Origin of the sequence: Chryseobacterium ginsenosidimutans (genome assembly GCF_024807225.1) — a bacterium.
Taxonomy (GTDB): Bacteria; Bacteroidota; Bacteroidia; order Flavobacteriales; family Weeksellaceae; genus Chryseobacterium; species Chryseobacterium ginsenosidimutans.
This window is the reverse complement of the sequence record NZ_JANUCO010000001.1, coordinates 4,294,374-4,315,405: the sequence shown is the minus strand read 5'-3', so window position 1 is coordinate 4,315,405 and position 21,032 is coordinate 4,294,374. Positions and strand designations below refer to the sequence as shown.

Genomic DNA, 21,032 nt, shown 5'->3' with positions numbered 1-21,032 from the left:
TGAATACTAGAAAATAATTCCGCAAGCCCTTATAAATAATTGGTAAAAATAACTAAAAATTGTTAATGGTAGGAGGTTTAGTGTTATTAACAAAAAATTAATCCGATTATTGTTTTTTTTTGAGAATTTCATGTAATTTTACTACGTAAATTATTAATAATTAAAATTTTAAGTCATGAAAAAAATTTATTCTTTATTTGTCGCATTAGCAACGACAACAGTTATGTTCGCACAAACGACTATAACTCAATGGAATTTTGATACAAGTACAAACGCACCTTCAACAGGTACAGGAACAGCTACAATTCTTGTTGCAACTGGAACGCCTTCTTTTCCTGGTGGAAGTCCATCATCTGGTAAAGCTTGGAGTACTACAGGATTCCCAGCTCAAGGGGGAGGTTCAGGAACAGCGGGTTTTAATTTTGCAGTTAGTACTACAGGGTATTCAAGTATTTCGGTATCTTTAGATATTTCTGGTTCAAATACAGGATCAAAGTACTTTCAAATGCAGTACACTACTAATGGATCGACTTGGAGTAATGTTGGAACAGCTACCGCAATTGGTGCTACAGGTGCTTCACCTGCAACTTGGGTAACTATGACGAATGCTATTCCAGTAGCTGCAGATAATAATGCTAACTTTGCGGTTAGAGTTGTCTCTGTTTTTGATCCAGCTAACAATACTTCATATACTCCCATTGGAGCAAGTAGTACATATGCAGCCGGAGGAACTGCAAGAGTTGATAATGTTACAATTTCAGGAACTTCTGGAAGTTTAGCAGTTTCAGATTTATCTGCAACAAAAGCAAACTTCGTAAAAAACACTTTCGTTAAAACAAACGAAATCACTTTCGGAGCTCAGGTGAAGGATGTGAAAGTTTACAACATGTTCGGACAGGTTGTAAAAACAGCTTCGGTAAAAGAAAACGAATCTTTAAACGTTGCAGAATTACAAAAAGGGAACTACATCGTAACAGGTACAGTAAACAATAAGCCTGTTTCTCAAAAAGTATTGAAAGACTAAGAAATTAGTTTTAACTATAATATAATCTCCGTTTCATTTGAAGCGGAGATTTTTATTTTAAGGTATTCTGTACATTCATCATAAACAAAATATTTTTTGATTAAATTGAATGATAATTATTTACATGATTGTGTAAGAAAAGATATTGAGCAGGGTGGTATCTTTTTTGTATTTTTGAATGACAGCACAAAATAAATTATCATGAGAAAAATTTTTACTTTTATAGGATTTACTTCCTTTATTATATTCACCAATGCGCAGATTGTTATTAGCGAAATATATAGCGGTGGCGGAAATTCGGGATCAGCATTGAAAAGCGATTATATCATTTTGAAAAATATAGGTCCTGAAAAAGCTTCTTTAAATGAAGCAACGATTCAATATGCTCCTGCAACAGGAAATTTTAATCAATATCATACCTTGCCGAATATCACACTAAATCCGGGACAAAGTTTTCTTATTCAGGAAGCAGCAAATGGAGGAGGAGCGGTAGATCTTCCGAGCCCTGATTTTATTGCTAATGAAATCCTGAATTTTGATGGAGCATCAAATTCCTCTTTAGGGTTGGAAATGGCTGCCGCTTCCGGAAAAATAGTGTTGGCAAATAATAATGTACAGGTGAAAGATGCAAAAAGTGAAAATGTGGTTGATTTTGCGGTGTATGGAACAGCGAATTCAGTACCCGTTTTTTCTTCTACAGTCAATACGGCATTTAAAAGAGTGTCGGAAAATCCGGAAGATAATATTTCCGATTTTGTTTTAGCAACAGCAAATCCAATTAATTCAGGCAATGGAAATATTGCCATTTCTGATGTAGATATTAATTATTCAAAATTCAATTTTATCGTTAATTCTTTTGTAAAAGAAAATAATGAAATCGCTTTTGGAGCTGAGGTTGAAAATGTAAAAGTGTATGACGAATACGGGCAAGTGGTCATGAAATCTCCTACCAAAACTGCAACTGGTTTAAATCTTATAGAATTGCCGAAAGGAAAATATACAGTGACCGGAACCATTAATAATGCGCCGGTTTCTCAGCAAATTGTAAAAGAATAAAGCTGGTTTTCAGATCAATAAAATAGAATAGTTGTACAGTTTGTGCAGCTATTTTTTAATACCAACCACGTCTCGCAGCATTAATGATTGAGTTTAAATTAAGTATCAAAGTGTATCTTATTCTTCTCCCATAATCTTTAAATCCGGGCTCAAAACCTAAAGAAGACTGAACCGGTAAATAAACTTCAAGGAAATCTGGGATAATTCTCACTTTCACACCACTGTCCCAAATGAATTTTGTTGGTTTGTTTTTGTTGTCATAAACTCCTGCATCTGCATATACATGGAAAATTTTCCAGACACTTGTATCCAGATTTACAGAAGTTATCCATTTGTTGACACTTCCGGGAAGGAAAGATTTGAAACCTCCGTCTGCCAGAATAAATTGTTGAGATAAAATTCCGCCCGTTGCACTTTGTCCCAAAAGATTGTAGGAAAATGAGTAATCTGAAACTCGTGAAATTCCGTAATTGAAAGTACTGTTTCTAGTATCATTTTTTACAAAATATCCTGCAAATAATCTCAGACTTAATTTTTGTTTCGGTGCAAATTCCCAGCGGTAAAATCCTTCAGCAGTTACTTTATGGAAATCTTCCATCCATTGTGTGCTTATTCCCAAGCTTTTTTCATGGATACTTTGGCTGTCATTATATCCATAACCAACACTCCAAAGATTATATTTATCATAATCCTTATTAAGGATCATTTGAGGACTCAGATCTCTTTCAAAATAATTGTAAGAAGCTCCAATGCTTCTGCTCACCGTACTTCTAGGGTTTTTTCTGAAATTAAGATTTGAATAAATCGAACCTTTACGATAAGCCAGATCATAATCGTAATGGAAATATGAGCCGGAAACTCCAAAAGTAAGACTTCGGATAATGCTTTCTGCAGGTAAAAAAGAGTAGGCAACCGCTCCGGAACCTGTCAGTTTTCCTGTTCCTGTACTGTAACTTGGCGTGAAGGAGTATAAAAATTTCTGATCAAAAAAAGATTGATTTTTAAAATTAAATCCGATCAAAAATTTGTCATAAGTATTATTAAAACGAATTTTCGGACTTACATAAATCTCATTGAATTCAGGATTCGGAATGTCTTTAATTAATTTTAATTTAATTTTTTTAGTATTCGAAAAAAAACCTTTAGCATACAAAAAGTTGTCTCTGTAATTGGATTCCGGGAAAATGTAATCATCATTCAGCGTGATTTTATAAGTATCTAAAGCCGGAATAGAAACCGTTTTTGCTTTTTCGTTTTCCTCAGTTTCTACCCAATATTCTGTTGTTTTACCATCTTTTGATGTCGTTTGAAGTTGTACAGGAATATTGGCTAATGTATTTTTTTCGATGGTAATATTTAAAGAATCTCCTTCTTTTTTGAATTTTCTCAACTTAAAATTGACTCTGTTTTTATGCTGTAAAAATTCAGATAGATAAGATGTTCTCTTGTCTTTTTCAGCCAATTCTTTTAGAAAATCTTTCGGATTGGCTTTCTTGTCGGTGTTTTTTGCAATAAAATTCTGAACAAGACTATCAAAATTCTCAGACCCCATTTTTTCCGCAGAATAATTGAACAAAGTTCCTGTTTCAAAATTACTGATCGCCATGTCATTGAAATTACTCAGAACAGTATATTTTTCATCGATTTTCTGATCCAGATTTTGAGACATAATGTATTGATACGCCAAACCGTAACGCTCGATCAGCTTTACTTCAGATGCATGAAAAAGTTTTAAAGGTTTTACACCGAAAACCTTCGTTTCAGGTAAAGTTCCCAGTAATTTTGTATCTGCGTAGAATTTTTTTAGATATTGAATTTCAAGATAAGATTTCAACCCACTTTTAAACCAATGATAATCCTGTTTATCGGTAATAATGCTTTCATCTAAAACCTTTTTAGCGATAATTCCGAAATAATCGAGATCGGTTTTTTCTGCATCAGTAAATAATTGAAACCTGAATTTCCAGAACGTAATGTCATTATTCCCGAAAAAATCTTCTTTTCCTCGGAATTTATCAGATATAAAAAGCCTTTCTGGAACAAAACCAATTCTTTCTTTAATGAATTTTAATTGTAAAGGAAGATAAAACTCTAAGTTTTGTTTTTCTTCGGGTCTCAGATTATATCCAAATCTTACTTCCGTGTGAATATCTTCTGTATTAATATTAATCGAAGGATATTCGTTTTGGGAAATCAAAAATTCAGGATCAGAATCCAGATAGCCATTGAAAGAATTCATCTGAGTCTGCTGAAGATTACTTTCAATAAAATAATTGACAGGAAGATCAAAATTCACCGTCCAAAACGTATTGAAACTTACAGATTCTTCAATATCGTGATAATCTCTCTTAGAAATATTGTCCGGATCAAAGCGATCCGGAACAATAAAGAAATATTTTAGTGCTATATTGTTATCAGAAGTTCCGTATCCTGTAAATTTCTTATCAGGAAGTTGAATCTGATATTGCAGTTGAAGTTTTATTTTTTCTCCGGGTTTTAAAATTTCTTTTAAAGGAAGAAAAAAACTTTCGTCAGAAATATTGCTGACAGGGATTTCCTGATCAGCGCTTTTTATATGTAAACTTAATAATTTACCAAGTTCATTTTTTTTTGCAAAATGCAGATCGGTATTTCTGTCTTCCAGCTTTCTGTAGACCAGCGAAGTTCCTCTTTTGTTGTAAGCGGAAACCCAGTTTAAAAGCTTTACCGTGTTAAGATCTTTTTCCGAATTGTTGTAATAAACCAATTCCTGATTCACGTTCAGCGTTTTTTTATCCGAAGACAATTTGGCTTCAATATAGATGCTGTCTTTCTGCGCAGAAACCTCTACAACACCCAAAAACAAAATAAAACAAATACTAATCCTTTTCAATATTCCTTTGATAAAGTATCAAATATAACTCATTTTATAGAGATTTGGTAAAGATTTTGGTTATGAATTTATTAATTGCTTTTTTCTAAAGAACTTAAATACGCATTCCAACCTTCATTTTTATAGGTAATTGCAGCTTCTGCCGGATTTTCAGATTTATAAATTCCTCTTCCAACGATGATGAAATCTGTGTGAAGTGTTTTGAAAACATGTTCCGGAGTATTGTACTGTTGTCCTTTTCCGTCTCCTGAATCTGCTAAATTCACACCCGGAGTAAACAACAACATTTCTTCAGGAAGCTCGTTCTGAGAAACTCCTCCGATTACGTTTGGATGAGAAAGCGCAACTTTCAAAGCTTCTTCTCTGTAAGAATTTGTCGTTAAAGTTCCTTTTGAAGACATCCCGATAATCGCTACAACTCCTACATTTTTGAAGCAATCTAAAGATTCAAAACCTCCGATAACCTGTGAAGTCACGAAATCTGCCCAATTTGTAATTTTGAAAACTCCGCTCGTAAACTGAAGTTCCTGAGTGTTTCCGATGTCTGCAAATTTTCTGTCTTCCATTAATAAGAAGTTGTGTTTTGCAGCCAAAGCTTTCAATGGAGTAATTGTTTTTTCGTATTCGAAATCAGAAAGAATATCGATGTGAGTTTTTAATGCAATAACGTGTGGACCAACTTTTTCAGCCAAATCCAATAATTCCTGAGTGGTTGTAACGTCCGCAGAAGCAATTAAGTTAGATTCTTTAGCCAAAGCTGTTTCCAACAATTTTTTAGAAACGGAATGTTGTGCATTTTCAAATTTTTCCTGATAAGAAAGTCTTGTTTTTTCTTCAAACTGGATATGATTTCCAGCAAGAAAATCCTGAATTCTTTTTACTTCTTCATCAGATAATTCTCCATTTTCCTGAAGAATTTCGCAAACCTCTGAAATATTGAAAAGGGTGTGAACTCTGTATCCTTTGCTTTCAAGAAGCTGTTTTCCACCTTGTTCTCTGTCTAAAACGACAACAATGTCGGCAACTTTAAGGTCTTCCTGTTCCACTTCAGCAATCGTTTCGATCAAAGATTTTCCTGAAGTAATCACATCTTCCACCAAAAGACAGTTTTGTCCTTTCTGGTAAATTCCTTCGATCAGTTTTTTTGTACCGTAGTTCTTCGCTTCTTTTCTTTTAATAATTAATGGAATATAGCTTTCCAGAGACATCGCAGTAGCCATCGGAAGTGCAGCATAAGGAACTCCGCAGATCAGATCAAAATTATCCAAAGGAAGCATTTCCAATAAATAATTAGCCAAATTTTTCAAAATTTTAGGATCTGAAGCCAAAGGTCTTAAGTCTACATAAAACGGACTTTCAATACCGCTTTTTAATGTAAATCTTCCGAATTTGATGATGCCTAGTTTGTAGCACTCCAAAAAGAATTCTTTTTTACTTTCCATTATTTTTTATTAGATGTTGCAAATTTAAGGAAATGATGTTAAAAGTCAATTGTGAATTTTACTTTGCAGGTGAATTGTAAATTTTTTAAACACAAATTTCACGAATGTTTTTCACAAATGCCCACAAATAAAATAAACACAAATATCTGCGTGATCGGCAAAATCAGTGAGAGATTTTTTTGACGCAAAGATTTATTATTAATTATCTTTTTATTTAAGTGAGCAAAGAAGAATCAACAAGTTGATTTGATGAAGCTTTAACTGATAGCTTTACGGCGCAAATTTATTTGCCTTTGCTATCTTTAAACACTAATTTCACGGATGTTTTTCACGAATAAACACAAATAAAATAAGCACAAACATCTGCGTAATCAGCAAAATCAGCGAGAGATTTTTTTAACGCAAAGATTTATGATTAAGTATCTTTTTATTTATGTGAGCAAAGAAGAATCAACAAGTTGATTTGATGAAGCTTTAACTGATAGCTTTGCGAAACATAAATTAACGATTCATCATTACATAAAAAAACCATCCTTTACAGATGGTTTTTACTTTATTTTACGATTTCGGCATCGATTATTTTTGCATTGCCGCTACTATATTTTTGCTCAGCTTCCCAAAGCAGAAACTTGTCTACTTCTCTTATCAGTTTTGGTATTACGAGTGATAAAACCGCAAGATCATCCAAAACTCCGATCACAGGAACTGCAACTTCCGGCACAAGATCAATCGGCGAGATTATATATAAAAGTCCCAACAAGGGTAGAATAATATCCATGGATTTTATAGGATAGCTTCCTTTTCTCCACATTTTTATCATTCTGAAAATGTCAGGGATTTTTTTTACGAAACCCTTATGACTGATGGCTTCTTTTGCCAGATTCAACTTTGAATACTTCATTTTTGTGTTTAGGTTTAAATAATTTTTTACAATGTAAATTTCGCAAATTCTATACCAACAAATGATAAAATTTAGTTAAAATTATTTAATGATATTATCAATGAACTGATGGGTAGATTCTGTATTCCAATCTCTTGAGGCATCTTCTTTAATTAGAATTCTTCCGTTTTTGTCCAAAAGATAGGTTGTAGGAAACACTTTCGGAAGTATCTTTTCGGAGATCGGGCTTTGAGCAATATAAACAGGAACGTTATAATTATTTTCCTTTAGAAATTTTCTCACAGCATCCTCCTGATCGTTCATCGCTATTAAAACAAATTTTACGTGATCTTTTCTTGTGTCATATAATTTCTGAATCGAAGGCCACTCTTTTCTGCACGGAGGACACCAAGTTCCCCAAAAGTTCAGGAAAATAGCTTTGTCTTTGAAAGTTTTAAGATTTGTACTCGGAACGTTAATTCCTTTTAAATCAATATCATAATCTTCGTCGCTGATGTGAACGGCATTTTCAATCGTTGCAATCGGGAAGAAGGCATCTTTCAGTTTGTCTTTCACTCCCGGAACAAAAGCGATTACTCCGATAATGGCGATTAATACGAGATAAATTATATTTTTTTTCATTTTTACTTTTTAATAAAAATAATCATTCTGTTTGTTATTCCGTAGGAATCTCAACAAAGTAATTAACAATAAGTTTTAATAAATTCAGCTTAGATTCCTACGGAATGACAAAGCGGATGTAATATTATTGATGCCTAAATTAGTAATTTAAAATTACAACAATTCCAATATTTCCTGAACAGCATCTTTTCCTTTGTTCTTCGCATAATAAATTTGCAGATCATTATAAAAATGATCTTTTGTATAAACTTCAGGATCAGCTTTGTATTTCATTAATAATTCTTTTCCGTATTTGGGACGCGGTCCCCAAGAATTTTTTACATTAAAATCTTTATCTAAAATAATAACTTTCGGGATAGATTCTGTTCCGTTCGTCAAAAATTGATTGATTAAACTTTTGTCACTGTCTCTAAGGAAAATTCTAACCTCATTTTTGCCTTCAAAAAATTTAACCAAAGCAGGAACGGTAGAAACTTGCGTCGCCACACCAAACTTCAGAAATAATTAAAATCTTTCCGTTGAAGTTTTTGGCTTCCAGCTCTTTTAGCTGATCTTCATTCGGAACATATTTTTTCAATGTCCTTTCGATTCTCTGAAGTCCCAGTTCGTAATATTGTTTATAATCGATTTCCTGTTGATTGGCAGGATTTTCTAATCTTTGTTTTCCGATTGTAAGATACTCTTCAAAAGAGATACTTTTTTCCCAGTAATTTTCCATTACTAAAAATATTTATGTTTAAAAATTATTGATATTTCTTGTTTTATTAATCAAAAATAGATCAGCCAAAACAAAAGCTGCTAAACTTTCCACCACAGGAACCGCTCTCGGAAGTACACAAGGATCGTGACGACCTTTTCCTTCTACGATGGCAGGATTTCCATATTTGTCAACACTTTCCTGAGGTCTCAAAATCGTCGCAACAGGTTTGAAAGCCACACGGAAATAAATATCCATTCCATTAGAAATTCCACCTTGAATTCCTCCTGAAAGATTTGATTTTGTGGTGAAATCTTCGTTGAAAAGATCATTGTGTTCGCTTCCTGTCATTTTTGCACCACAGAATCCGCTTCCGTATTCAAAACCTTTTGCAGCATTGATATTTAGCATGGCTTTTCCTAATTCTGCCTGAAGTTTTGAAAAAACCGGTTCCCCAATTCCGACAGGAACATTTTTGATGACACAAGTAATTGTTCCGCCGATTGTGTTGCCTTCTTTTTTGATTTCTTTAATTCTTGCGATCATCTTTTCGGCAGTTTCCGGATCCGGACAACGAACTTCATTGCTTTCGGTTTTAGAAAAATCCAACGCCTGATAAGGTTTTTCACAGAAAATGTCGCCAACGGAAGAAACGTAAGCGTTGATCTCGATATTTGATAATAATTGTTTTGCTAAAGCTCCTGCAACCACCCAATTTATCGTTTCTCTAGCCGAAGATTTTCCTCCGCCGCGATAATCTCTCAACCCGAATTTCTGGTCATACGTAAAATCTGCGTGACTCGGACGATAAGAGTTCGCGATATGATCATAATCTTTTGATTTCTGATTTTCGTTTTCGATGATAAAACCAATGGGAGTTCCGGTTGTTTTTCCGTCAAAAATTCCTGACATAAATTTTACCGTGTCACTTTCTTTTCTCTGAGTTACGATAGCGGATTGTCCGGGTTTTCTACGATCCAGTTCGTATTGAACTTTATCAAGATCAACCGTTAAACCTGCCGGAAAATTATTAATGATTCCACCGTAAGCCAGACCATGACTCTCTCCAAATGTTGTAAGACTGAGAAGATTACCTAGAGTATTTAACATGATGCAAATTTACGGCTTTTTCTTCACATAAAAACGCCGAGAAATTTGTTCTATTGATACGAATTGTTGATAGAATTGATAACGTTTTTGGCTTCTTTCTTCTCTTTTGAATTTAATTTTTTCCAGATAAATCCTTTTCTGATATTTTTCGGGTCGATCATTTGCGGGAAAATTCCTGCTTTTACATCATCGAAAATATAACTTTCTGAAACGGCGGGAAGTGGAATGTCAAAACTATAGGGATATTTTTTTGAAACATGGAATTTGAAATTCCCGATTTTGTAAGTATTGAATTTATTATAAGTATAGGTTGAAGGTTTGTAAAGCTGTTCTTTTTCAAATTTTCCCATGAAACTTCCGAGCTTGAAACTAGGTAAATACGTCTGAAGAATATTCGGTAACGTGAGAAATCCGATGAAAATTATACTTAAAACAGAAAATACGGCAATCGATTTTTTTTGATTGAAATAAGTATTAAACATGATAAAAAAGATCACGAAAAATACATCAATGAAAAATCTGTATTGTGCAGAAAATAGTAAGACTAAAAAGCTTTTAATTAAAATTGAAATACAAATTAAACTGATGATTTTATTCTTTTTAATAAAAGTAAAAACAATGAAACTTAGTAGACTTAAGATAAAAAGAATATTGATTTTAGATTTAATTCCATTTAAAAAAAGCCAGTTTTTAATATAATCTAAACCTGAAAATTGCTGAATTTCCTGATAAGAATATTGCATATCGTAAGTTTTCAAAACAGCATATTGTGAAGATATTTTCAATACTTCAGGATTGGGTTTCCAGCTTACTCCGATATCTCCAATTGAAACCGGGAAAATAGGATAACCGAACGTGTATATATTTTTAATGAAAAACAGTAAAACGATTAAAATCCCAGGGATTAAATTTTTGAAATTTGATTTAATAATAAAGATAGAGTAGAAGAAGCTCAACATCGGAAGCCAGATCATTGTTGGTTTTATGGCAAAAACAAAAACTGAAAAGGCGAATAGGAGAGAAGTATTCTTGTTTTCTTTTAAAATTTCATTCAAAATAATTAATGAAAAAATGATGACCGGCAAATCTGGACTTGGTGACTGCGAAAACAATAATAGAACCGGAAGAAAACATAAGTGGATCCAATTTTTCTGTTCAACAATATATAAGGTATAAATGATTAATAAAACGGAATTCATCCTTAAAAAAGGATCTGAAAAATTAGAAAATCCTGCCTGAAAAATATGCCATACCGACATTTGTCCAAGAGTGAGGTCGAGATTTGAGATGCCTTTAATTAAACCAAATTCTGTAAGCCATTTTATCGTAGGAACATAATATCCGAAATGATCAAATATATAAGGATAGAAAGACCCGCAAAATAAAATGATTAATGAAATAACTGAAATCAACGAAAAATCTTTTTTCGAAAACTGATAAAATTCCTGATAGAGCTTATGTTTGAAAAAATAAATCAACCCCAATAAAACCGTGGGAATTTCTACATATATATATAAAGGAATAAAAAATGCAAGAATCGTCCAAATTAAGCTGATTCCTAAAATTCCCAATACTACTTTCCCGGAAATTCCACCGAACAATGTTCCGAAAATATTTTCCACAATTTTTCCCCAACCCACGAAAGTCGGAATCAGAAAAATCGTTGAAATAAAAAGTAAAATCATAAAAAAAGATTGCCTAAAAATAAGCAATCTTTCTTTGTTATCGTGAAAATATAATTATTTCGGTTGTACTCTTCCGCTTTTTCTATCTTGTGCTCTACCCAGAGTATATCCTGTTGCACCACCTATGACACCGCCGATTACGGCACCTGCACCACGGTTGTTTTTGTTAACGATCGCACCTAATGCAGCACCACCTACAGCACCAATCGCTGTTCCTTTTGCAGCTTCACTTATGCCTTTTTTCTTCGTTGTAGTACCTTGGGAAGCAGTAGTTTCCGTTGCTGGTACTTTGGCTCGGTGTATCTCTATATACAGTATGTGTTTCTCTTATGATCTGCGGTTTTGCATTGGCAGCAGCAACAGTTTTTGCTTTTTCGGCTTCTACGGTACTATCTGCTTTTTTTTGCGCTTCATAAGCCATTTTTTCTTTCTCGATCGCTAGCTTTTGTTTTTCAATATCCAATTGTCTCATCTGGAATTCCACTTTTTGTTGTTCCAATGATTTTTCAGCTACCTGATCGTCTTTTTTACAGGCGGTCAATAAAAATACTGACAATAAACCTGTTAACACTATACTTTTCATAATTCAAATTTTAATAAGGATGTCAAAGCATGAAACTTTGATAATATACTATTTTCAATTATGAAGCCAAGCTTTAGTTAAGTAATGTTAAAAAAGTAGAAAAAATCTTAAAAACTTTATTTATCGATGAAAATCATCATATCGATCGGGTCTTATTTCTATTTTATATAGAATTTTTTATCAGTTTATTGGTCGATTGAGCTAGTTTTTCTCTTTTTTTGGGTTATTGAAAAAGAAAATCTAAATTTTTATATGACTTTTATTCTTTTATGGGATATTATCATTTGTACTGATAATAATTAAAAATATATCTAATAGTAGGGAATTATATTAATAATATTCTTTAAATTATACCAAGTTTAGAATCTTATAAATACTTAATTTAAAATGAGTTATGATTATTTTTAACTTTTATTTAATTTTAGTGAAAACTATTTTGTTATCTCATTAATGCTTATTATCTTTGAGCTCTATCGACTTGCATAAAAGACGTATTTCGAATGACTTTTATACTACATAATTATCCAATAAAAGAAAATTGTAGAATCAAAATATAGTAGCCTTATTGCTACAAAACGTCTCTGTTCAGAGCACTCTGAATAGATTTTTTTCATCATTTGTGTTTTTATGGTCTCCTGAAAAGGAGGCCATTTTTATGTTACATATGCAGCGTAGATTTTATCCTGTTCATGATTCTGTAAGGAATTTTGGTCTGATAATTTAAAAGATTATAAATTTCATCGGGTGCTGTAAATTTTTCCGGAATAGGCATGTTGTTGATTGAGCTGATTTTTCGCCTTTTCATTGCCTGATGAATGACTCTTGCAAAGGATTCTTTGGCACTTTGTTTTGAAGTGTGCTGAGAAATTCCGTTGGTGTGAAGTCTATATTTGTATAAAACTTCGTCAATGAATTTTGCATCACCCACTTCCAGCAATTTTAAGTAAAGATCCTGATCTACGGCATTTTTAAGATTCGGATTAATTCCACAGGTTTGCAGATAGGCCTCTTTTTTAAATACAAAAAATGCAGAAAGCTGAATAGGAGTGTTGAAAAAAAATCTGTTATTATTGATTTGTTTGATCTTAGAAAATACTTCTCTTGGATTTAGTTTTTCATCACAAAATATTAATTGTGAATAGGTTGCCACAATTTTGTTTGTTTTTTGAAATTCATCCATTGAACATTCAATTGAATAATAAAACAGCGCATCATCAGGATCTAAAAACGCACAAAAATCTCCTGTTGAGAGATCTACACATTTTCTTTTGGTGTATCCGCAACCTTTATTGGTCTCATTTTGATACAATTTAAAACGGTCATCATCTTTTATCAAGTCTTCGATAAGCTGTACAGAATTATCCGATGAACAATCATCTACAATAATGACTTCCCAATTTTCATAACTCTGTGATATAATTGATTCATAACAATCTCTGAAGTACTTTCCATTCTTGTAATTTGCGATTAATATGGATATTTTATTCACTTTTGTATGATTTAATTATCAAACAAATTTATTCAATATAATCTTAAAATATTTTGATTCAAATCATTTCTTATTTTAATAATAATTCATATTTTATAGAATTATTTCTTTAGATTAAGATTGGATTGGAAGTTTTTTGTCTTTTAACTGTTTGTTTATTAGTGTTATATATTCTTTTTAGGCGAAGCTGCATAGAATTTATTTGATGTATAAATTCTTGAGAATTTGGGGTGGAGTGATGATTTTATGAAAGTTGGCGAGAATGTGAACTGGCTCATAAGATAAAAAAATTGTTAGGGCTAACTTTACAGAAGAAATTATAGTTAACTCTAGTATAAAATCTTTTTCATCATTTGTGTTTTGGGGTCTTCTTTAAAGAAGATCCTTTTTATGTAATTAGTGAAAGTTTTACATGAAAATCCTCTTTTTGGAGAAATTAATTGTGAAATGTAGAAGTGCTTATAATTTGTAGATAATTTAATAAATAATAATAATTTAGATGTTTTTAAACTTTTTCTCGTGTTTTTAATTATGAAATTGAAAGCGGGCGTTAATAAATATTGTTGATGAATTTATTCTACAGGCAATGGGTCGGATAATAAAATTTATTGCTAAACGTTTGTTTTAAATATGTATATATAGGAGTTTCAATAAATTCTCTGTTAAAAATTAAGAAAATTTCTATAAAAAACATTGTGATTTATGCTATAAATTATCAAAAAACGAATTAGATTTGCAGTAACTAATATTAAATTATAGCCTATGGTGAATTATTTTACTTTTTTTCAAACTTGTGACAACCCAGATCTTTTGTATAGACTAGCTTCAAAAGATTATTCTTTAATTAAAATTTATAATTTTCCTACCCCTTAGAGGAACTAATATTTAGTAACATGAAGAAAATTCTATTATTTTTTTTCTTGGCGCTTTCATATATCGTGAATGCACAAGTAAGTTCTTACAGCTTTGCACAGTCTGCAGGAACTTATACTCCTTTGCCAAGTACAGCGACGGTACTGGTAACTGCCACTGGAAATACAGGTGCTGCTTCGTTAGATGATGTCATCTATCCTGTAACTCTTCCTTTTGGTGTTTCATTTAATGGAACTAATTATACTTCTATAAATGTTTCCACAAATGGATTCCTTACCTTCGGAGCTACTGTACCAGGAACGAGTAGTTACAGTCCGATTTCCGGAACTGAAGGATATGCGGGTGCTGTATCTGCATTCGGAAAAGATTTAAACTCGGTTTTTAACCTTGGATCTACAACTGGTAATATCAGTTGGGCAGTTGTTGGGACGGCTCCTAACAGAGAGATAGTGGTACAATGGACTGATTTCAGACCTGCTTACTCTACTTCTACAACACTTGTTTACAGTCAGTCTTTTCAAATCAGACTTAGAGAAACGACAAATACTATTGCTGTAGTATATAAAAACGGTTCTTATCTAGTAGGAACTACTTCTATAAGTGGTAGTGCACAAATAGGATTGAGAGGTGCTACAAATGCAGACTTTAATAATCGACTTAATGCTACAAGTTTATTATTTACTAGTTCAACTTTAGGAACTGCAAATACTAGTACACAAGCGTTTAATACAACTGCAGTTACTCCGGGAATGCCAACGAGTGGTCTTACCTATACTTGGACTCCGCCATCTTGTTTTGGGCCATCTGGTTTTGTTTCCACAGGGATGACTACTACAAGTGCTTCGGTTAGCTGGGCTACGCCTTCTACACCGCCAGCAAATGGATATGAAATCTATTATAGTACAACAACTACTCCTCCAGGTACTCCACAAATTACGGGTATTGCAGGAACAGCTACAAGCTATACAATTCCAGGATTGACTCCAGCTACAAGTTATTATGTGTGGATTAAAGCAAAATGTAGTGCAACTGATCAGAGTTCACTGACAGGACCACTTAATGTATATACAGGACATTGTATTCCTACCGGAGGTTCATCTTCAACGACTTATTATTTAAATAATATTACCACTACCGGAGGATGGACAAACCTTGCTTATACTGCTTCTTCATATCAGGCTTATGTTAATTCGCCGGGAGTTGTAATGAGTTCTCCAGGATTTAGCGTGGTTACTAACCTGGCTACATCAGGTGGAAGTACATATTTTTATTATTTACGTATTGACTGGAATAATGATCTTGATTTTAATGATCCGGGTGAAACTATTCTAGCTACAACTACCTATACTGCAACAGGAACTGCAACTATTGCAATACCTGCAGGACAGGCATTAGGAAACTACAAAGTTCGTGCATCATCTTCTTTTATTGGTGCTACTACGGCTTGTGGACCTGCTCCTTATGGAAACTACGTAGACTTTACTTTATCTGTTGTTGCTCCTCCTACATGTTTGCCTCCTACAGGTTTAACGATATTAAGTACAACAACAACAAGTACAACAATACAATGGACGATACCGGGTACGCCACCGGCAAATGGTTATGATGTTTATTATAATACAACAGGTGTAGCTCCTACTGCAGCTACTATCCCTCAGTATACAGGTGTTGCAGGACCATCTCAGTTAATCGCTGGATTGGCTCCTAGTACAACATATTATATTTGGGTAAGAGCAAGATGTAGTGGTACTGATCTTAGTTATTGGTCTGGTCCACGTACGGTTTATACCAATTACTGTGTTCCTACGGGAGGATCATCTTCAACAACATATTATTTGAAGAGTATTACTACTACTAATGGTTTTACTAATCTAGCATATACAGCTACAACATACAGTGCATATGTAAACAATTCTGCTACAAGCTTCTCAGTATTACCAGGAGGAGTGGCAAATGTTTCAATGAATGCAGGAACAAGTACGTTCTACTATTATATATGGATAGATTGGAACAATGATATGGTATTTGATCCTACTACTGAACAAGTATATTATTCAGGAGGTTATATTCCTGCGGTTGTGAATGCGCCAATTAGTTCTGTAGGTCGCCCTTCAGGTTCTTATAGAGCAAGATTTGCAGCTTCTTTCATTGGGACTATGACTCCTTGCGGATCTGCTCCTTATGGAAATTATGTAGACTTTACATTTGTTATTAGACCTTGTTCTACTACGGCTCCTACAAACGTATTTGTAGACACCGTTACTCACAATGCTGCAACGGTACATTGGACGGCTTCTCCAGACAATCTTGGTTACAAAGTATATTGGAGAAAACAAGGAACTACAGGATGGCCAAATTCATCTGTAGTAATTGCACCACCTGCAACCAGCTATGTGATGACAACAGGTTTAGATCCTGCTACGACATATGAAGTAATGGTAGTTGCTGTTTGTAATAGTGTTGAAGGTACTAATACGCCGAAGGTATTTACGACAAGATGTGATCCTACACCTCCAAATGTTACAGTAAGTAATGTTACTACAACATCCGCATTGATTACTTGGTCGCCATTGGCAATAAGTTCTCATTATTTCTTAAGATATAGAATCGTAGGAAGTGGAGCTGGTGGATGGAGTGCAAATATTCCTTTGCCTTTAGCTCCTGCAAATACATATACTCTTGCCGGATTAAGTGTTTATACAACATATGAAGTTCAGATTGCTAATATGTGTGATAATGAATCAACATTAAACACTTGGTCTAATCCTAAAGTATTTACTACAGAAAGAACTTGTCAGGTTCCTCCTCCGGGATTAACAATTACCAATCTTACGACAACTACGGCTGAAGTAACTTGGGATCCTTTCCCTGGTGCGACTTATATCTTAAGATATAGAAAAGTAGGTATTCCGAGCTGGACAATGGTTCCTTCTGCAACAAATACAGTTACTTTGACAGGTTTATTAGAATTAACTCAGTACGAAATGCAGGTAGTAAACGTTTGTAGCGGAACTCCGGGTACTTATACGCAGCCTTATTTATTTACAACACCAACGATAGTATACTGCCAAGTGAAGTCTACAACATCATCTTCTGAATATATTTCAAAAGTGACGGTGACGCCAAATGGTAAACCTGAGATGACAAACACGTCATTGGCTTCAAACTATACAGATTATACTGGTGTTGTGCCGAAATTTATCGAGTTGATCCAAGGTTCTACGAACAATACAATTACTATCGATAAAAAACTTACAGGTAGCGCAAATGCAGGAGTTGCTGTTTGGATTGACTTCAACAGAAACGGATATTTTGATATTAATGAAAGAATATTAGTTAATGGGCCAAATGCTGATCAGACAGTAACCGGAACATTCTCTGTACCTGCAGACGCATTCATCAGTATGACAGATTTCAAATATGTTGTAATGAGAGTGGCACTACAGAAAGACGGAATTCCTGTGAACTGTACAAGCTTCCCAACTGGAGAAGTTGAAGACTACACCGTAAGAATTTCTAAACCGATTGTTCCAAACCCGATCAATCAAACAGAGATATTGATTTACCCTAACCCGGTGAAAACAGTATTGAATGTGAAAAACATTAGCGCAAGAGCTAATTATAAGATCTACAACTCTGCAGGACAGATTGTATCATCAGGAATTATTTTAAACAACAAGATTGATGTACATGCATTAATCAACGGAATTTATGTAATTGATATTGATGATGCGAAGGGAACTGCTCAGAAGAAGTTTATTAAAGAATAATAATTAATTATTGATAATTTGCAATAGGATAAGCTCTCAGAAATGAGAGCTTATTTTTTTATTTTATCAGCATATAAATTTTAACAATTATTATGTTTTTGTAATCTGTAATTTCGTTTGTTACTATTTGTTAAAATAGCGAGCAGCAAGTATAGAGTTTACAAAACATCAAAAACATTTCGCTTTATGATGTTCTTAACTCTTTTTTAATCTATACTAAAGTTTGTTAATTGATTCAATTAATACTGCTAATAGACCCACGTAAAGCAGACATTTCATACATTTGCAGTCACTCATGTTTAATTTGAGTTTTCATGGTTATTAGTTTTTAATCCTCATAGAGATATGGGGATTTTTTTATTAATACAATTCATTCCGTGTTTTTTAATATTAAATATGTTTAAACTAATTAAAAAATTAACCACAAAATATTGAATCTTTTGCCGTTAAAATAAAGATTTGAACAAATTTTTTATCGGTAAAAACAGAAAGCTTTTATCTTTTTAATTTTGGTTTTTCGCGAATAAAAAAACTTTGAATTTAGAGTCACTGCTATAGATTTTGCAGCTCTCATCAAGAAAGGAAGATGGGGATTTGCGGAACTCATCGATATATTTTACGCCTTCTTCTTCCAAAGCCGGAATGATAATGTAATCGTAAAGAGTTTTTGTGAATTCGCTTGAATTTTTTAAGATATTTCTTTTGTGTTTTAGTGCTTCGTTGAAGGTCATGAAAATACTTTGGGTAAATTTAATCAATATAGTGTGAATAATTTTAAAAAAGACAGTAATAAATAATAGACCAGAATTATAATCTGTAATAAAAATAAATCAATATATTTGTAATGATCCTCATGTTTATTGAGTTTTCATGGTTATTAGTTTTAGTCCCCTTAGAAATATGGGGACTTTTCTCTTATGATTAAGATCATGAATTGCCAACAGATTACCATGTAATTTTACCAGATCAATAACACACGTTATTCTCAGTAGTTTGCCTCTCATCATGAGAGGTTTTTTTATAGCTTGATTTAACCACTGTGAAAAGATAAACTGCAGAGCTTTTTGTTTTACTTTTGGGCGGTTTGTGTACTCGTATTCTATTTATATAGAATTATCTATATTCTGTTCTTTTGGACTTTGATTCCAGCTCTTTAGATTTAATTGCTCAGATAGAAGAATTCAAAGTATGGAATAGGATATTATCTCAACAAGAGATTACGGATTTATATAATAATTAGCGAAAAGATGTCTATAAAAAACCACTTCATTACAGTGGGGAATATAAATTAGTTAATACTAAATCTTATAAGATCTCTTGGCTTGACTGTTTTACCATTGTATTTTTCTAAAGTTATTTCTTTAGTTGCATTTTTGTTTTGAAGATCCATTACAAGTCTGCCTAAATTTACTACTTCGTTATAATTTACATCATACACAATTGGTGTTTCATCATGTTGATATGAAAGAAGTAATTTTGAACCATCATCAAATTCAAAGTATCTACTAAATTTTTCATTTGTTTGGAAATATGAGCTTAAATAAGCTATAGCCTTTTCAGTGTCTAGGTCTATCCTTAACTGATTTATTTCTTCTCTTAAGCTTTCTTTTTGTTTTTCACTATCCTTAAGCCTATCTTGGACGTATGCATCATCATAAGCTGAATTTTTTAACCTTTCGTTTTCTACCAATAAATTATTAATTTTTTTAGACTGTTCTTCTGCTTCGGAACTATATTTTTCATTTAACTGTTTTAATTCTTCATTATGTTTCTTAAATTCCTCAATGTTTTTTGCTCTTTCAGAGCTTAAATCTTTTTCATAAAGATTGATCTTTTCCTTTAGTTCGGAAATGTATTGATTAACATTTCCAACCTTTCTTGCTTCAAGAATTTGATCTTCAACACTGTTCCTTTTCTTTGCAATTTCACCATTAATACCTAATCGAAATTTGGTTATAAACTTAACAACAAATTCAACGCCAGCGAGGATTGTTGGAATAGTAATTAAAACTAAGATAGTCCATAATACAGGGTATATTAATACGTGGCAAATGTCACTATAGTATTTAGAAATTACCCAAATCTTTTTCCCTGCACTAAATTTTGCAAAAATAAAATATAAAACTGGCTTCCAATTGAAGGCCATCCAAGCAATGATGAACGTATTAATAAAAGGATTGCGCAATTTAGAATCAATGAATCCTGAGATCGAATCAATAATTTTCTCCATAGTTTTAGTTAATTACCCCAAAAATATAAAAATATAATCTTTAGCACGCTGATTAATTTCTATTTATTTCCTTTTAGACTTCGGGTATTTTTGTAGATAACTTTTTAATACGTCAAGTTTCTGCCGTATAAAGGGTTTTGTTTTGGTCCAAGAAAATTTAACATAATAAAAAGTGATTGAGATTTGAAAAGTCTATAATTTTGTTCTACGAAAAGAAGGGAAATTTAGAGTTATTTAATTTAGAAAATTCAGAACCATTGATTTTGAAGCCTTTAAATTAAAGTTTGAAAGCGGGAGATTATGGGAGTTTTCCGAATGCTGCGCTTGATTTTCCCGATGAAGCAATTGACTTTTTAAAGCTTTTGGTTAAAGATCCGATCACAACATTTCCCGGAAGAATTTCCGGAGATTCACTGAAAGATTTAGGAATTTTAAAGGAGGATTGGTGTTTAATTCAAAAAGGAATCAAAGCCCACCCGAATGATTTGGTGGCTGCTGTTATTGAAGGACAATTTTTCATAAAGAGATATAAACCGAAATATACGGATGGGTGAAGAATTGTCAGAAAATGTGTTGCATCGAGAAATATATTTATTGAAAGAGAAAGGTGTGAAATTTTAAGAAAGAGTTTAATGAAAAAATATCGTTGGAACAATGTTGAAACAAAATAGAAATAAAA

Annotated in this window: 14 protein-coding genes and 1 pseudogene; 4 read left to right on the top strand and 11 right to left on the bottom strand. The window is 32.9% G+C overall.

The genetic code is table 11. The features are described 5' to 3' along the window. Window positions 1–175 precede the first annotated feature (175 nt). Both J3D55_RS20260 and J3D55_RS20255 read left to right on the top strand, forming a co-directional pair. Complete coding sequence (locus tag J3D55_RS20260) at window positions 176–1,024, top strand: T9SS type A sorting domain-containing protein (protein ID WP_259133966.1); 849 nt, start codon at window positions 176–178, stop codon at window positions 1,022–1,024. Window positions 1,025–1,225: 201 nt separating this feature from the next. Beyond that, entirely contained in the window at window positions 1,226–2,080 is an 855-nt protein-coding gene (locus J3D55_RS20255) for a T9SS type A sorting domain-containing protein (RefSeq protein WP_259133964.1), read from the top strand. A 55-nt stretch (window positions 2,081–2,135) separates the two neighbouring features. Here the strand turns inward: J3D55_RS20255 and J3D55_RS20250 are convergent, their stop codons facing one another. From J3D55_RS20250 to J3D55_RS20205, 10 genes and pseudogenes are all read right to left on the bottom strand, one after another. Further along, a complete protein-coding gene (locus J3D55_RS20250) occupies window positions 2,136–4,952 on the bottom strand; it encodes a gluzincin family metallopeptidase (protein ID WP_259133945.1) in 2,817 nt (938 codons plus the stop codon). 71 nt (window positions 4,953–5,023) lie between these two features. Next, window positions 5,024–6,394 carry an orotidine-5'-phosphate decarboxylase gene (pyrF, locus tag J3D55_RS20245; RefSeq protein ID WP_259133943.1) on the bottom strand — a complete coding sequence of 457 codons (1,371 nt, stop codon included), beginning with the start codon at window positions 6,392–6,394 and terminating at the stop codon, window positions 5,024–5,026. 553 nt (window positions 6,395–6,947) lie between these two features. After that, on the bottom strand, window positions 6,948–7,295 hold the full coding sequence (locus tag J3D55_RS20240) for a YkvA family protein (protein WP_259133941.1): 348 nt from the start codon (window positions 7,293–7,295) through the stop codon (window positions 6,948–6,950). A gap of 81 nt (window positions 7,296–7,376) precedes the next feature. Then, a complete protein-coding gene (locus tag J3D55_RS20235; protein ID WP_259133932.1) occupies window positions 7,377–7,916 on the bottom strand; it encodes a TlpA family protein disulfide reductase in 540 nt (179 codons plus the stop codon). A gap of 153 nt (window positions 7,917–8,069) precedes the next feature. Continuing rightward, a pseudogene (locus tag J3D55_RS20230) lies at window positions 8,070–8,634 on the bottom strand (thioredoxin family protein). A gap of 18 nt (window positions 8,635–8,652) precedes the next feature. Continuing rightward, the gene (gene aroC, locus J3D55_RS20225; RefSeq protein ID WP_259133930.1) at window positions 8,653–9,723 is read right to left on the bottom strand and encodes a chorismate synthase; all 1,071 of its coding nucleotides are present in this window, start codon (window positions 9,721–9,723) and stop codon (window positions 8,653–8,655) included. Window positions 9,724–9,773: 50 nt separating this feature from the next. Then, on the bottom strand, window positions 9,774–11,408 hold the full coding sequence (locus J3D55_RS20220; RefSeq protein WP_259133921.1) for an LIC_10190 family membrane protein: 1,635 nt from the start codon (window positions 11,406–11,408) through the stop codon (window positions 9,774–9,776). A 54-nt stretch (window positions 11,409–11,462) separates the two neighbouring features. Next, window positions 11,463–11,642, bottom strand: a complete 180-nt coding sequence (locus J3D55_RS20215) for a glycine zipper domain-containing protein (RefSeq protein ID WP_510185690.1) — start codon at window positions 11,640–11,642, stop codon at window positions 11,463–11,465. Continuing rightward, window positions 11,635–11,991, bottom strand: a complete 357-nt coding sequence (locus tag J3D55_RS20210; protein WP_259133919.1) for a hypothetical protein — start codon at window positions 11,989–11,991, stop codon at window positions 11,635–11,637. The genes J3D55_RS20215 and J3D55_RS20210 overlap by 8 nt, the downstream gene beginning before the upstream one ends. Window positions 11,992–12,649: 658 nt before the next feature. Then, a complete protein-coding gene (locus J3D55_RS20205; protein WP_259133917.1) occupies window positions 12,650–13,480 on the bottom strand; it encodes a glycosyltransferase family 2 protein in 831 nt (276 codons plus the stop codon). A gap of 893 nt (window positions 13,481–14,373) precedes the next feature. On the opposite strand from J3D55_RS20205, the gene J3D55_RS20200 reads away from it, so the two are divergent. Then, window positions 14,374–18,123 carry a fibronectin type III domain-containing protein gene (locus J3D55_RS20200; RefSeq protein WP_259133914.1) on the top strand — a complete coding sequence of 1,250 codons (3,750 nt, stop codon included), beginning with the start codon at window positions 14,374–14,376 and terminating at the stop codon, window positions 18,121–18,123. 1,288 nt (window positions 18,124–19,411) lie between these two features. Here J3D55_RS20200 and J3D55_RS20195 read toward each other — a convergent pair. After that, entirely contained in the window at window positions 19,412–20,353 is a 942-nt protein-coding gene (locus tag J3D55_RS20195; protein ID WP_259133903.1) for a coiled-coil domain-containing protein, read from the bottom strand. A gap of 284 nt (window positions 20,354–20,637) precedes the next feature. Between J3D55_RS20195 and J3D55_RS20190 the strand changes: the two genes are divergently transcribed. Next, the gene (locus tag J3D55_RS20190) at window positions 20,638–20,907 is read left to right on the top strand and encodes a LexA family protein (RefSeq protein WP_259133900.1); all 270 of its coding nucleotides are present in this window, start codon (window positions 20,638–20,640) and stop codon (window positions 20,905–20,907) included. Window positions 20,908–21,032: the final 125 nt, after the last annotated feature.